At 64.7% G+C, this 13,196-nt stretch carries 13 protein-coding genes; 8 read left to right on the forward strand and 5 right to left on the reverse strand.

Annotation, left to right across the window (positions count from 1 at the left end):
• Positions 1–10: 10 nt before the first annotated feature.
• Both R2B70_RS15535 and R2B70_RS15540 read right to left on the reverse strand, forming a co-directional pair.
• Entirely contained in the window at positions 11–1,153 is a 1,143-nt protein-coding gene (locus R2B70_RS15535) for a 3-phenylpropionate MFS transporter (protein WP_318161928.1), read from the reverse strand.
• Between the two features lie 259 nt (positions 1,154–1,412).
• Positions 1,413–3,506 (reverse strand): TonB-dependent hemoglobin/transferrin/lactoferrin family receptor, encoded by a 2,094-nt coding sequence (locus R2B70_RS15540; RefSeq protein ID WP_318161929.1) that lies wholly within the window; start codon positions 3,504–3,506, stop codon positions 1,413–1,415.
• Between the two features lie 201 nt (positions 3,507–3,707).
• Between R2B70_RS15540 and R2B70_RS15545 the strand changes: the two genes are divergently transcribed.
• From R2B70_RS15545 to R2B70_RS15555, 3 genes are read left to right on the forward strand one after another with little or no spacing between them, the layout of a single operon-like run.
• Positions 3,708–4,688 (forward strand): ChaN family lipoprotein, encoded by a 981-nt coding sequence (locus R2B70_RS15545; protein ID WP_202211637.1) that lies wholly within the window; start codon positions 3,708–3,710, stop codon positions 4,686–4,688.
• 14 nt (positions 4,689–4,702) lie between these two features.
• Positions 4,703–5,254: a cysteine hydrolase family protein gene (locus R2B70_RS15550; protein WP_318161930.1), complete on the forward strand. Its 552-nt coding sequence runs from the start codon at positions 4,703–4,705 to the stop codon at positions 5,252–5,254.
• Between the two features lie 39 nt (positions 5,255–5,293).
• A complete protein-coding gene (locus R2B70_RS15555; RefSeq protein ID WP_318161931.1) occupies positions 5,294–5,698 on the forward strand; it encodes a hypothetical protein in 405 nt (134 codons plus the stop codon).
• Positions 5,699–5,764: 66 nt separating this feature from the next.
• Here R2B70_RS15555 and hutZ read toward each other — a convergent pair whose 3' ends face one another.
• Together hutZ and hutX are read right to left on the reverse strand one after the other, a co-directional pair.
• A complete protein-coding gene (gene hutZ / locus R2B70_RS15560) occupies positions 5,765–6,337 on the reverse strand; it encodes a heme utilization protein HutZ (RefSeq protein ID WP_318161932.1) in 573 nt (190 codons plus the stop codon).
• Positions 6,334–6,846 (reverse strand): heme utilization cystosolic carrier protein HutX, encoded by a 513-nt coding sequence (hutX, locus tag R2B70_RS15565; RefSeq protein WP_318161933.1) that lies wholly within the window; start codon positions 6,844–6,846, stop codon positions 6,334–6,336. The genes hutZ and hutX overlap by 4 nt, the downstream gene beginning before the upstream one ends.
• Before the next feature lie 168 nt (positions 6,847–7,014).
• Here hutX and R2B70_RS15570 point away from each other — a divergent pair, with 168 nt between their 5' ends.
• From R2B70_RS15570 to R2B70_RS15580, 3 genes are read left to right on the forward strand one after another with little or no spacing between them, the layout of a single operon-like run.
• Positions 7,015–7,851, forward strand: a complete 837-nt coding sequence (locus R2B70_RS15570) for a heme/hemin ABC transporter substrate-binding protein (protein ID WP_103261481.1) — start codon at positions 7,015–7,017, stop codon at positions 7,849–7,851.
• Entirely contained in the window at positions 7,848–8,879 is a 1,032-nt protein-coding gene (locus tag R2B70_RS15575) for an iron ABC transporter permease (protein WP_318161934.1), read from the forward strand. The genes R2B70_RS15570 and R2B70_RS15575 overlap by 4 nt, the downstream gene beginning before the upstream one ends.
• Before the next feature lie 15 nt (positions 8,880–8,894).
• Positions 8,895–9,683, forward strand: coding sequence for a heme ABC transporter ATP-binding protein (locus R2B70_RS15580; RefSeq protein WP_201969570.1), 789 nt, complete (start codon positions 8,895–8,897; stop codon positions 9,681–9,683).
• A 213-nt stretch (positions 9,684–9,896) separates the two neighbouring features.
• On the opposite strand, the gene R2B70_RS15585 is transcribed toward R2B70_RS15580, so the two are convergent.
• Positions 9,897–10,505 carry a YitT family protein gene (locus tag R2B70_RS15585; RefSeq protein ID WP_318161935.1) on the reverse strand — a complete coding sequence of 203 codons (609 nt, stop codon included), beginning with the start codon at positions 10,503–10,505 and terminating at the stop codon, positions 9,897–9,899.
• A gap of 307 nt (positions 10,506–10,812) precedes the next feature.
• Between R2B70_RS15585 and R2B70_RS15590 the strand changes: the two genes are divergently transcribed.
• Together R2B70_RS15590 and R2B70_RS15595 are read left to right on the forward strand one after the other, a co-directional pair.
• Positions 10,813–12,174 (forward strand): UDP-glucose dehydrogenase family protein, encoded by a 1,362-nt coding sequence (locus R2B70_RS15590; protein WP_201964168.1) that lies wholly within the window; start codon positions 10,813–10,815, stop codon positions 12,172–12,174.
• Positions 12,171–13,169, forward strand: a complete 999-nt coding sequence (locus R2B70_RS15595; protein ID WP_318161936.1) for an NAD-dependent epimerase — start codon at positions 12,171–12,173, stop codon at positions 13,167–13,169. The genes R2B70_RS15590 and R2B70_RS15595 overlap by 4 nt, the downstream gene beginning before the upstream one ends.
• Positions 13,170–13,196 lie beyond the last annotated feature (27 nt).

The raw sequence follows: 13,196 nt of genomic DNA on the forward strand, positions 1-13,196 counted from the left end.
CAGGCCGGTGTCATCGGCCCGGTTCAGAGCTCTCTTCGCGCAGCCGCAGCACGAAGACCGGCAGCACCACCAGCACCATGATGAAGAAGATGCCGCCGCCCAGGGGTTCGAACAGCAAGCCGCAGACCGCCATCAGGGCGGCCACCGTCATGCCGAGGCCCAGGGCCGCATAGAGCGCCTGGGTGGGGATCTGCTGCTCCGCAGGCAGTTGCCGGGTCATGAAGCGGATGGCGCCGAGGTGGCTGATGCAGAAGGTGACCCCGTGCAGCAGCTGGCCCAGCACCAGCACCCAAAGCTCGGTGGAGCTGCCGAGCAGCACCCAGCGCACCACGCAGCCCAGGGCCCCCACCAGGAACAGGGTCTGGGCGCCGAAGCGCTGGAGGAAGCGCTTGTCCGCGGCGAACATGGCGATCTCCGCCACCACCCCCAGGGCCCACAGATAGCCGATCAGGGTGCCGCCGTAGCCCTCGGCCTTCCAGTAGATGGCGCTGAAGCCGTAGTAGGCCGCGTGGCTCCCCTGCAGCAGGGCGGTGATCAGCAGAAAGCGCCGCACCGACGCGGACTTGAGCGTCTCCTTCAGGGAGGCCTTGGCCCGCTCCCCTTGCAGCTCCCGGGGGGCGGGTCGCAGCGGCAGCAGGCTGAGCCCCAGCATGATCAGCAGCCCGGCCACCATGGTGTGCAGCACCCAGTCGCTGCCAAAGTTGCCCACCAGGGCCCCCACCAGGGTGGAGGCGACGATAAAAGCAAAGGAGCCGCACAGCCGCACCTTGCCGTAGTCGAGGTGGGTCTGCACCACCATGCGGGTGGCAAGCGCCTCTCCCATGGGCATCAGGGTCGGGTAGATGAAGTTGGCCGCCAGGGTCAGCACCACCAGCCACCAGAGGCTGTGGTCGAGATAGAAGCCCAGAAACGCCAGCAGGCTCAGCAGGCAGAGCAGCCGGGTGACGGGCAGCAACTGGCCCGCCCCCTTGACCCGTCCCATCACCATCAGGTTGCCGGCAAAGCGGATGGCCATGCCGATCCCCAGCAGCAGGCCTATCTGTTCGGCGCTCACTCCTATGCCTTCCAGCCAGAGGGACCAGAACGGCAGGTAGGCGCCATAGACGAAATAGAAGGCGCCAAAGAACAGGGCTAACCAGGAGAACGCGGGCATAGGGGCTCGGCTGCGGGACAAGGGGCACAAATGATAACCGATTTCGGGGCGGGGATCCCCAGGCATCACCCAGGGTAAAAACCAGAAATATCAATAAAGTTGAACCTTTGTCACATCCCCCTGTCTATCTGGATAACACCGCTTCCTGATGAGTGTTGCAATCCTTCCACCCGCCCCTGGCGGGTTTCTTTTTGGGGGGTCGGTTTGGGCCGCCAGAAACAGAGAAGGGGCCCCGGGGCCCCTTCATCATCGACACATATCAGAACACGTACTTGACCCGTGCGCTCAGATTGCGACCCGGTTCGGTCTGGCCGCTGGTGTCCGCGCTGGCGGCAAGGCCGGTGATGCTCTCGTAGCTCACGTACTCCTTGTCAAACAGGTTGAAGACCCCGACGTTGAGCTGCAGATCCTGCATCGGCTTGAACTGGGCGTAGAGATCCACCACGCCCCAGCCTGCGCTCTTGATGTTGTCGTTGCCGCGGGAATCCTTGCCCACCTTGTCCATGTCGTCGGCGAAGCGCAGGGCGGTGTTGATGTTCCAGTTCGGCTGCTCCAGACGCACCCCGACACTGCCGTTGAGGGGGCTCAGGCTGTTGATGTAGTTGCCCTCGCCATCCTTGCCCTCGATGTAGGCCAGGTTGCCCCAGACGTTGACCAGATCGCTGAGCCAGTAGTCCGCCTTGACCTCGGCCCCCTTGGTGGTCGCCTTGTCCAGGTTCTGGTACTGATAGATGGCGGTGCGCCCCTCTGTGCCCACCCCCGTCAGCTCGATGAAGTCGTCGAACTTGTTGTAGAAGGTGGCCACCTCATAGCTGAAGCCGCCGCGGCTGCCACGCACGCCGAGATCGATGCCGTCGCTGCTCTCTGGCTTGAGGTTAGGGTTCGGCTCGATGCGATAACCGTACGCCTGGTGGTTCAGGGTGGAGAAGGCGTTGTCATACATGGGTGCCTTGAAGCCGTGGCTGTACTGGGCGAACAGATTCGCTGCCTCGTGAGCCTTGAACACCAGCCCCAGCTTGGGGGAGAACTCCCCTTCGGAGATCTTCTGCATGTTCTCGCCGGTGTAGGCGGGATCCTCGTCCGGGGTCATCTTGTAGTAGTCGTAACGGGCGCCCGGGGTCAGCACCCAGCGCTCGCCGAACTTGATCTCGTCGAAGGCCCAGAGCGCGCTGCGCTCGCTGGTGGTGGACGGGAAGCTCAGCTCGCTGTAGCCGACGAAGTCCCCCGGCACTGTCGGTGCCTTGAAGCGGGTACGCTCGTTGTCGGTGTGCTCATACTCCAGGCCCCAGGCCAGACGCTGATTGACGAGCGCCTTGCTGAACTTCACCTGGGCACCCAGGCTCTCCTGCTCGAAACCGTTGTGATCCAGGGAGTTCTTGGTCACATAGGGGTTGCCAGGCATGACCGGATACTTGGAGGAGGCGTACTGATCCAGGGTCTGCTTGGCGCGGCTGTAGTAAATCTTGCTGTCTACCCGATCCGCCCAGGGGGCGTTCAGGGCGAGGCCGTGATCCAGCACCAGGGAGAGGTTGTCGGTCTCCTTGTCGGTGATCGGCTGGTTGAAGACGGAACCCGCCTTGGTCAGGTCGACCGCGTGCGGATCCTGCCCCTCGGTGAAGTAGTCGACCGCCAGCTTCAGGAACTGATCGTCGCTGAGATTCCACTTGCTCTTGAACAGCACCGCCTGGCTGACGATGTCGAACTCCTCCTTGTCGCCGTCATGGTTCTGGGTGACCCCGCCGTCGCGCCAGGTGTAGCGCAGCAGGTTTTCGAACTCCCCGGTGCGCAGCGCCCCCGTGATGCCCCCCATCTTCTGGTGGCTGCTGGAGGCATAGCCCGTGGTCGCGTCCAGGTAGCTGTCGCGGCCCTTCAGGAAATCGCCGGCATCCTTGGTGGTGATGGCGATGACGCCCCCCAGGGCATCGGAGCCGTAGGCGGCGGACGCCGGCCCCTTGGCCACCTCCACCTGCTTGATCATGTCGGTGTCAAAGTAGGTCTGACCCACACCGCCGTTCTTGTAGGCGTCGTTCTGGCGCACGCCGTCCTGCACCACCTTGACCCGGTTCTCGCTCATGCCGCGGATGGTGAAGGTCTGGGCATCCCCAGCCCCCCCCTGCACGCTCACGCCGGGCTCGTAGCGGAACAGGTCGGCCACGTTGCTGACCACCTGCTCTTCTATCTGCTCCGAGGTGATGACGGCGATGGGGCCGGAGACGTCTTCCAGCTTCTGCTCCATGCGGGAGCCGCTGACCACCATGACTTCATCCGTTTTCCTGTCTGCGGCGAAAGCGGGGGAAACCAGCCCTGCCGCCACGGCGAGGGCAATCAGTGAGGGGGGGTTGTTGTGCGCCACTGCAAAGTCCTTGTTGAGAATTATTATCAATCTAGCGGCATCTTACCCAGTCAGCGACAAAGATCAATAATAAAGTGAATCATTCTCATTTTCTTTTGCTTCTGGACGGTTTTACACTAGCGCCTCTTTTTTCCTGCTCGCCATGCTGCCATCGTATGGTGCAGTGCCTTTGCCAAACTCTGCCCTTGTGAGTGAGATGCCATGACTCGACGACTCCCCCTGCTCGCCCTGCCCCTGCTGCTGGCAGCCTGCGCCACCCCGCCGCAGAGCCAGCCTCCCCAGACCCTCTATCACTACCAGCTTGGCGAGGGGACGGACGACAGCCCCCTCAGCCTCGCCCAGGCAATGGACAGGGTGAAGGATGCGGACATAGTGCTGGTGGGCGAGCTGCACAGCCACCCGGCCGTGCACCTGCTGCAAGCCAACCTGCTGGCGGAGCTGGCCGGTATGTCGCGCCTCGATGGCCGGGCGCTGGTGCTCTCCATGGAGCAGTTCAGCCGCGCCGATCAACCCGTGCTGGATGCCTACCTGGCCGGGCGCATCGGCGAGGCGGCGCTGATCCGGGACGGCCATGCCTGGCCCAATTACCCGAGCGACTACCGCCCCCTGGTGGAGTTTGCCAAGGCGCAGCAGCTGACGGTGATCGCCGCCAACGCCCCCAAGCCACTGGTGAGCTGCGTCGGCCAGGAAGGGCCCGAGTGGCTCGACAAGCTGCCTGCCAGCCGCCGCAGCCAGCTCGCCCGCGAGCTCACCCTGGGGGATGACCCCTATCGCCAGAAGTTCATGGCCTCCCTGCATCATGGGGATGCGGACGGAAATGCCCGCCGCTTCGCCGCCCAGACCAGCTGGGATGACACCATGGCCGAGAGCATGGTCGATTACCTCGAGCAGCATCCCGGCCGACGCATCATGCACATCGCCGGCAACTTCCACGTGGAGGGGGGGCTGGGTATCGCGAGCCGCATCGCCAGCCGCAATCCGGCGCTGAAAGTCGCCCTGGTGGTGCCTGAGACTGGCTCCCAGGATGGCAAGGCCGCCCCCGGACGGAGCGCCGACGTGCGGGTGCACATAGCTCCCCTGCCAGAGCGCTGGCTAAATACGGAGGAAATGAAGCAAGATATGGGCGCACTGCATCAATCCCGAAGCCGTGACTGCAGCCAGTGGCTGCAACCCTCAAAATAGCCCAAGGATTTCATATGGATGTGTTACTCGTCATCGACATGCAACAGGGGTTGTTTGATAACCCTCGCCATCAGGATGCCCAGGTCATCGCCAACGTCAATCGCCTGGCTGACGGCGTGCGGGGCGGGCACGGGCGTGTCATCTATGTGCAACACGACGAACCGGGTTCCGAGCTGGAACCTGGCAGTGCTGGCTGGCAACTGCACGCCGATCTGACCCCGTCTCCCCACGACAGCCGGGTGCGCAAGACCGCCTGTGACAGCTTCCTCGACACCGAGCTCGGCTTCCTGCTGGCGGAACAGCCGGTGGACAGGCTGCTGATCTGTGGCTGTGCCACCGACTTTTGCGTCGACACCACATTGCGCAGTGCCGCCGCCCATGGGTTTGACGTCTTTGCGGTGACGGATGCCCACACCACGGCGGACAGACCCCATCTGAGCGCCGAGAAGATCATCGAGCACCACCACTTCATGTGGCGGCACCTCAGCCTGCCACAGGGCAGAAGCATAACCCTGCTCACCACGGATCAGCTGCTCGAGGCGGCTCAACCCGCGCTGGCGTGCTAATCTGCCCGCCTTGAAGTCATCACCTGATTGGAGTCTTGCGTGCGTCTATTCTCTGCCGTTGCCCTTGTGCTGTTGTTACCGGCGATCACGGCCTGCTCCGGCATGCCGGGCACCACGCCCGACGGCCCGGCCCCCCTGTTTCATACCAACATCAACGAAGAGGGGAGCAAGCGCTTCACCTTCGAGGCCGCTCCCCTCGACGTCCTGCCGAGTCGGTTGCAGGAGGATGACAACCGGCTGAGCCGCAACAGCAAGAGCCTGCTGGAGCGCCGCGAGGCCCTGCAGGACCAGCAACTGACCGAGACGCTGGCGGCGCGCAACTATTGCCGCACCGGCTACATAGTCCTCAGCCAGACCTCCTGGAAGATCCGGGGGGAGTGCAACGAGACCGCCACCCAGGCCGATCGCGATGCCTTTCCCAACAAGGCCTCTTGGCAGGAGTGATCCGGGTCATCCGGACAACAAAACGGGCAGCCCAGGCTGCCCGTTTTTCATCTCATGTCCCGCTCGTCAGACAGGTGCATCCGTCTCGCTGGTCAACTCGGCACCGTTGTTCATGCGCTTGTTGTCGATGGGACGGTGCCCTTCCACCAGGTGAACGAAATCCACCAGCTCGTCGCCGGAGACCCGGAACGCCTGGCCGAAACCCTTGACGAACAGTCCCTGCTCGGGCTTGAGGCGAAACAGCACGAAGTCCTTGAGGTTGGAGAGCCCCCGGACTATGTCGCCGAAGCGCCCTTCCAGCGCCGTAATGGCCTTCTCCCAGCGCACGTCGTCGCGGGCCACTACCTCGGCCACGGCGTCAAAGGTGAGGCGCTTGCGGGCGAACAGTTCGCGGGCGCCGGTCTCGTCCTCGATCAGCATCAGCGACACCTTGGGCACCTGCTGCAGGTTGCGGGCATGGCGGGCTATCTCGGAGATCAGCACATAGTAGCCATCCTCCTGCAGCACGAAGGGGGCGTAGCTGGCATTGGGGTTGCCTTCGCCATCCACGGTCGCGAGCTGCAGGGTGCGGCAACCGTCACGAAATTCGCGGATCTCCGGTTGCAGACGGTTCTGCAGACGCTCCTGACGTTCACTCATGCTTTCACTTCCTCTTGATACTGGTGGCGCAGGGCCTTGAAACGCTCCACCTGGTCAGGCAGCAGCTGACGCTGCTCGTCCCGGCCCAGGTAGATCTTGAAAATGCAGCGACCGCTGTGGCCGAAGAACTGGAAGGAGTGCCCCTCCTTGCCCATGAACAGCTTGCTGACCAGGGCGATGCCGACCACGTTGTCGAGCTTGAGGTGGCCGTGCAGCTCGCCGTCCCGCCCCATCAGGTTGTAGTAACCGCGGGCCGTCTTGCCCTTGGGGAAGGGGGCCTTCACCTCGAAGATGGAGCCGTCGGACTCCACAATGGTGGTCACCTGACCCCAATTGGCCAGATCCGCCAGCAGGGCCTCGGCCTGATCGCTCGGCACTTGGGTCATCAGCTCGGCGGGCAGGTGGCGCACCACCTCCCATTCGCTGACGGCCAGCTCGGTGGCGATGCTGGAAGGATGGGCGCTGGGGTCTTGTTCCAGCAGCGCATGAATGCGTTGTGCAATGCTCATCGGTTCTCCCTGGATGATCTGGCGATGGTGCTCAGTCTCGCGGCGAATACTGTAATAAAGCGGCCCGCTTAACGCAATTGATAATCGCTTTCATTATCAGTGCATTTTCTTCACCGGCTTGATATTCTCGGCGGCAATCCCACTCTCATACACCCTTCGGAGGTTCGCATGGGCCGTCGTTTTGCCCTCGCACTCAGCCTGCTCGGCTGTGCCCTTTCCCTGCCTGCCATGGCGCAGGAACGTATCGTCAGCATAGGCCCGGCCACCACGGAACTCATTCTGGCCCTGGGGGGCGAGCAGAGCCTAGTCGCCACCGATGTCAGCAGCCCAGAACCCAAGGGGCTGCCGAGAGTCGGCTACCACCGCGCCCTGGCGGCCGAAGGGATCCTCAGTCTGGCCCCGACCCGGCTGGTCGGCAGCGACGAGATGGGGCCGCCACCGGCTCTGGAGCAGCTGCGCCGAGCCGGCGTCGAGGTGAACGTGCTGCCGACGGCGCCCACCCTGGCCAACCTCAACGAGCGGATCGACACCCTGGCCGGCTTGCTGGGCAATCAAGCCGCCGGCACCCGACTGAAGGCGGAGATCGCCGCCCAGAGCGACAAGCTGGCGGCCCAGGCGAAGCAGAACAAGCCCCTCAAGGTCGCCTTCCTGCTGCTGCACAAGGGCCAACCCACCAGCATCGCCGGCGGCAATACCACCGCCAGCGCCCTGGTGACTCTGGCGGGCGGCGTCAACCCGGTCGTCCAATTGCACGACTACAAGCCCGTCTCCACCGAATCCCTTATCGAGCTGCAACCGGATCTGGTGCTGGTGAGCGGTCGCGACTGGCAGCAATTCCAGAATATCGACAGCGTGCTGGCCCAGGTGCCGGCCCTGGCCGCCACCCCGGCAGGCAAGAACAGGGCCATCCATGCCATCGACGGTCACGCCCTGCAAGGGGGGCTCAGCCTGAGATCCTTGCAGCAGGCCAACCAGATAGCCCAGTGGATCAAGCAGGGTTCATGATGCGTCTGCCGCTGCCCTGGCTGCTCGCGCTCACCGGCTGCACGCTTGCCCTGCTGCTGGTCGGCTCCCTCGCCACCGGTCCCATGTCGCTCTCCTTCGGCGAGAGCCTGCAGGCCCTGTTCGCCGGCAAACAGAGCGGGATTGAGGCACACAAGATGCTGATCGTGCAGGAGATCCGTCTGCCACGCACCCTGCTGTGCATCGCGGTGGGGGCCATTCTCGGCCTCTGCGGCGCCGTGATGCAGGGGCTGTTTCGCAATCCGCTGGCCGACCCCGGCATCATAGGGGTCTCCGGCGGCGCGGCGCTCGGCGCGGCGCTGGCCATTGTGCTGCTGGCCCCCCTCGGCCAACAGTGGCAGAGCCTGCTCGGCATCGGCCTGCTGCCCCTGCTCGCCTTCCTCGGCGGAGCGCTGACCACCACCCTGGTCTATCTGCTCGGCACCCGGGAGGGGGGCACCTCGGTCACCGTCATGCTGCTGGCCGGGGTGGCCGTCACAGCGCTGTCCGGCGCCGTGATCGGCCTGCTCACCTATCTCGCCGACGATCAGATGCTGCGCAACCTGAGTCTGTGGCAGATGGGGTCACTGGCGGCGGGCAAGCCGGTGGACGTGGCGCTGGCGCTGCTGACCCTGGCTGCCCTGCTCATTCTGTTCTTGCGCGATGCCAACCCCCTCAACGCCCTGCTGCTGGGTGAAGGGGAGGCGCGCCACCTCGGCATTCAGGTGCAGTCCCTCAAGCGGCGGCTGATCCTGCTCACCGCCGCCGGGGTCGGCGTGGCGGTGGCGGTGGCGGGCATGATCGGCTTCGTCGGCCTGGTGGTACCTCACCTGGTGCGGCTGCTGGCGGGGCCCAACCATGTCCGCCTGCTGCCGTTGTCGGCCCTGCTGGGGGCAGGCCTGCTGCTGGGGGCCGACATGCTGGCCCGCACCCTGCTGGCGCCGGCCGAGCTGCCGGTGGGCATCATCACCGCCCTGATGGGGGCGCCCTTCTTCATCTGGCTCTTGGTCAAGAGCCGCCGGACGCTGTAACAGGAGAACGTCACCTTGCCCGGATCCCCCCCCCTGCTTGTCTGCCGGGAGCTCAGCCTCCACCTAGGCAACCGCCTCATTCTGAACCGCCTGGATCTCGAGCTGCAGGCCGGCAGTCTGACCGCCCTGCTCGGCCCGAATGGCGCCGGAAAAAGCTCGCTGCTCAAATGCCTGACCGGCGAGCTGGCACATGAGGGAACCATCGCCCTGTTCGGCCAGAAACGCCAGGAGTGGGCCGGCAACGCGCTGGCCCACAGGCTCGGGGTGCTGCCGCAAAGCTCGTCCCTGAGTTTCCCCTTCCTGTGCGAGGAGGTGGTGGCCATGGGGCGACTGCCCCACAGCGAGCCCGCCAGCCGACGCGACGAGATTGTGCGTGCCGCCATGACCCACGCCGGGGTGGATCACCTGACGGGCCGCCTCTACCCCGGCCTCTCCGGCGGGGAGCGCCAGCGGGTGCAGTTCGCCCGGGTGCTGGCCCAGATCTGGCAGGCCCCGGACGAACCGCAGCAAGCGCGGCTGCTGCTGCTCGACGAACCCACCTCGGCCCTCGACCTCAAGTACCAGCACCAGCTGCTTACCATGGCCCGCGCCCTGGCCGGTCGCAACACCGCCGTGCTGGTGGTGCTGCACGACCTCAATCTGGCGGCCCGTTACGCCGATCGGCTGGTGATGCTGGAGCGCGGTCGCCTGATGGCGGACGGCCCCCCGGCCGAGGTGCTCACCCCGGCGCTCATCGCTCGGCTCTACGACTACCCGGCCGAGGTGATCCACCACCCCGAGACCGGACAACCCATGGTGGTGTGATGCCGTTCATCCACCATCCCGAGACGGGGCAGTCCGCCATGGCGGTGTGATGGCGGGCGCATCGCCCTCTCAGTCCACGACCATCCCGTACCAGCCATCCACCACCCCGACATGGAACAACCCATGGTGGTGTGATTGGCCGGCATATTGGTGAGATTCAGAAACAAACAGAGCGCCCTCGGGCGCTCTGTTTGTTTTTGTCTGCGGGATTGGTCAGGCGATCTGGTAGCGGCCCGGCTTGTGATTGAGTGTCAACACCAGGTTACAGATGATGGCGGCCACCACGGAGAGTACCAGCAGCCAGGGAGAGACCACGAAGAAGGAGGCGACGACGATGGCGCAATCCAGTCCCATCTGCAGCTTGCCTGCCCGGATGCCGAACCTGTCCTGGATGAAGAGCGCCAGGATATTGAAGCCACCCAGGCTCGCCTTGTGGCGAAACATGATGAGCAACCCCATGCCGATCAGGGTGCCGCCGATGAGCGCCGCGTAGACGGGCTCGATCTTGCCTATCTGCAGCACGGCGTTGAGGTGATCCGTCATGAAGGAGACGGTGCCCACGGCGGCAAAGGTATTGAGGGTGAAGCGCGGCCCCATCCTGAGCCAGGCCAGAGCGTAGAACGGCAGGTTCATGGCGAAGAACAGCAGGCCGAAGCTGATGCCGGTCACCTGCTGCAGCAACAGCGCCAGCCCGGCGGTGCCGCCGGTGAGCAGGCCGACCTGGTGGAACAGGAAGATGCCGAGGGAGACGAAGCCTGCCGCGGTCAGCAGGGCGAGCACATCCTCATAGAGCGGGTGTGCAGAGCGGGGGGTGTTGTCCATAACCGGGTGTCCATGCGGAGTGAAAAGAGTGTCTGCCGCCAGCACTGGCGGTGGCGAGCCCCGTGGATCGGGACTTAGTTTATGACCACAGTGTCCGATTTCAGTGAGCCGGATCACAAGACGGTGACAATACGCACCAAAATGGTGCTCGTCAGCCCTGCGTTACAACCCCTGCACCAAGATCAGCCACTCTCCCCCGCGCCACCCTGGCCCCAGGCTGAAAAACCGGACGGATCCCGCTGTTACCGACAATGAATCGTTCTAGAATGGGGCCTCGCAAATCTCTGCCCCCAAGGAGTCGCCGCAGATGAGAGTCGCCGTATTCGGAATAGGTTATGTGGGTCTGGTCCAGGCCGCCGTGCTGGCCGAGATGGGCCACCAGGTGACCTGTGTGGATGTGGATGCCGCCAAGGTCGGCCGGCTGAAAGAAGGCATCATCCCCATCTTCGAACCCGGCCTGGCCCCCATGGTGCAGGCCAACCACCAGGCCGGTCGCCTGCACTTCACCACGGACGTGGCCGAGGGGGTGGGCTTCGCCGAGCTCATCTTCATCGCGGTCGGCACCCCGCCGGATGAGGACGGCTCAGCCGATCTGCAGCACGTGCTGGCGGTGGCGGGCACCATAGGCCGCCTGATGGAAACGGGCAAGGTGGTGGTCAACAAGAGCACGGTACCGGTCGGCACCGCGACCAGGGTGCGTCGGCACATCGAGACCATCCTGCACGAGCGCGGCGTCTCGCTGCCGCTCGAGGTGGTCTCCAACCCCGAGTTTCTCAAGGAGGGGGCCGCCGTCAGTGACTGTCTGCGACCGGATCGCATCATCATCGGCACCGGCTCGTCCCATGCCTTCGCCTTGCTGGAGGAGCTCTATGCCCCCTTCAACCGCCAGCATGATCGCATCATCCAGATGGATGAGCGCAGCGCCGAGCTGACCAAGTACGCCGCCAACGCCATGCTGGCCACCAAGATCTCCTTCATGAACGAGATGGCCAATCTGGCGGAGAAGCTGGGGGCCGATATCGAGGCGGTGCGCAAGGGCATAGGCGCCGATCCGCGCATCGGCTACCACTTCATCTATCCGGGCTGCGGCTACGGCGGATCCTGCTTCCCGAAGGACGTGAAGGCGCTGATCCACACCGCCAAGGAGGCGGGCTGCGAGGCGCCGCTGCTGCGCTCGGTGGAGCAGGTCAACGACAGGCAGAAACACAGGCTCGCCGAGCGGCTGCACCAGCACTTCGGTGCCGACTTGAGCGGCCGCACTTTCGCGCTCTGGGGGCTCGCCTTCAAGCCCAACACAGACGACATGCGGGAGGCCCCGAGCCGGGTGCTGATGGACGCCATCTGGGCCGCCGGCGGCAAGGTGCAGGCGTACGACCCCGAGGCCATGAAAGAGGCCCAGCACCTCTACGGCCTGCGGGACGACCTGACCCTGTGCGGCACCCAGGAGGCGGCCCTCAAGGGCGCCGATGCCCTGCTCATCTGCACCGAGTGGCAGCAGTTCCGCGCCCCCGACTTCGAGCTGATCCAGCGCACCCTGAAGCAGGCCGTCATCATCGATGGTCGCAACCTCTACGATCCGGCCCGCCTGCGCCAGCGCGGCTTCACCTATTACGCCATCGGCCGAGGCGACAGCCTGGAACAGGCGCACGGTCTGGGGCAGCCGCGATGAAGTATCTCGTCACCGGCGCCGCCGGTTTCATCGGCTTTCACCTGGCTGGACGGCTGTGCGCCGAGGGCCACGAGGTGGTCGGCATCGACAACCTCAACGACTACTACGAGGTGAGCCTGAAGGAGGCGCGCCTCGCGCGGCTCGGCCCCCTGCCCGGTTTTCGCTTCGAGCGCCTCGATCTCGCCGATCGCACCGCCATGGCCGAGCTGTTCGCCCGGGAGCAATTCGAGCGGGTGATCCACCTCGGCGCCCAGGCCGGGGTCCGCTACTCCCTGGACAACCCCTTTGCCTACGCCGACAGCAACCTCACTGGCACCCTGACCGTGCTGGAGGGATGCCGCCATCACGGGGTACAGCACCTGGTCTACGCCTCGTCCAGCTCGGTCTATGGCCTCAACGAGCAGATGCCGTTCAAGACCTCGGACGGAGTGGATCACCCTGTCTCTCTCTACGCGGCGAGCAAGAAGGCCAACGAGCTGATGGCCCACTCCTACTCCCACCTCTACGGCCTTCCCACCACGGGCCTGCGCTTCTTCACCGTCTACGGTCCCTGGGGTCGCCCCGACATGGCGCTGTTCAAGTTCGTGCGCGCCATCCTCAAGGGCGAGCCTATCGACATCTACAACCAGGGCCAGCTCAGCCGGGATTTCACCCATGTGGACGACATCGTGGAGGGGATAGTGCGCATCGCGGACAGGCCACCGGTCGGCGATGCCAACTGGCGGGGGCAGACGGATGCCAGCCCGGCCCCCTACCGCCTCTTCAACATCGGCAACGGCAGCCCGGTGCGGCTGCTGGACTTCGTGGAGGCCATAGAGACGGCGCTCGGCAAACGGGCGATCCGCAACATGCTGCCCATGCAGCCCGGCGACGTGCTCGCCACCTGGGCCGACACAGAGGCGCTGTTCGAGGCAACCGGCTATCGCCCCAAGGTAGGGTTGACCGAAGGGGTCGAGAGCTTTGTGAAGTGGTACAGGGAGTACTACAGGATCTGACCGCACAGGATCATCCAAATAGAAAGG

It is taken from the genome of Aeromonas sp. XH, from assembly GCF_033348475.1.
In the GTDB taxonomy this organism is placed as follows: Bacteria; Pseudomonadota; Gammaproteobacteria; order Enterobacterales; family Aeromonadaceae; genus Aeromonas; species Aeromonas sanarellii.

Coding starts and splice junctions, on each gene's coding strand:
- hutZ (WP_318161932.1), bottom strand. CDS start 6,337: ATGAGTGAACGTCAGGAGCGTCTGCAGAACCGTCTGCAACCGGAGATC.
- R2B70_RS15590 (WP_201964168.1), top strand. CDS start 10,813: ATGAGAGTCGCCGTATTCGGAATAGGTTATGTGGGTCTGGTCCAGGCC.
- R2B70_RS15545 (WP_202211637.1), top strand. CDS start 3,708: ATGACTCGACGACTCCCCCTGCTCGCCCTGCCCCTGCTGCTGGCAGCC.
- R2B70_RS15550 (WP_318161930.1), top strand. CDS start 4,703: ATGGATGTGTTACTCGTCATCGACATGCAACAGGGGTTGTTTGATAAC.
- R2B70_RS15535 (WP_318161928.1), bottom strand. CDS start 1,153: ATGCCCGCGTTCTCCTGGTTAGCCCTGTTCTTTGGCGCCTTCTATTTC.
- R2B70_RS15575 (WP_318161934.1), top strand. CDS start 7,848: ATGATGCGTCTGCCGCTGCCCTGGCTGCTCGCGCTCACCGGCTGCACG.
- R2B70_RS15595 (WP_318161936.1), top strand. CDS start 12,171: ATGAAGTATCTCGTCACCGGCGCCGCCGGTTTCATCGGCTTTCACCTG.
- hutX (WP_318161933.1), bottom strand. CDS start 6,846: ATGAGCATTGCACAACGCATTCATGCGCTGCTGGAACAAGACCCCAGC.
- R2B70_RS15585 (WP_318161935.1), bottom strand. CDS start 10,505: ATGGACAACACCCCCCGCTCTGCACACCCGCTCTATGAGGATGTGCTC.
- R2B70_RS15570 (WP_103261481.1), top strand. CDS start 7,015: ATGGGCCGTCGTTTTGCCCTCGCACTCAGCCTGCTCGGCTGTGCCCTT.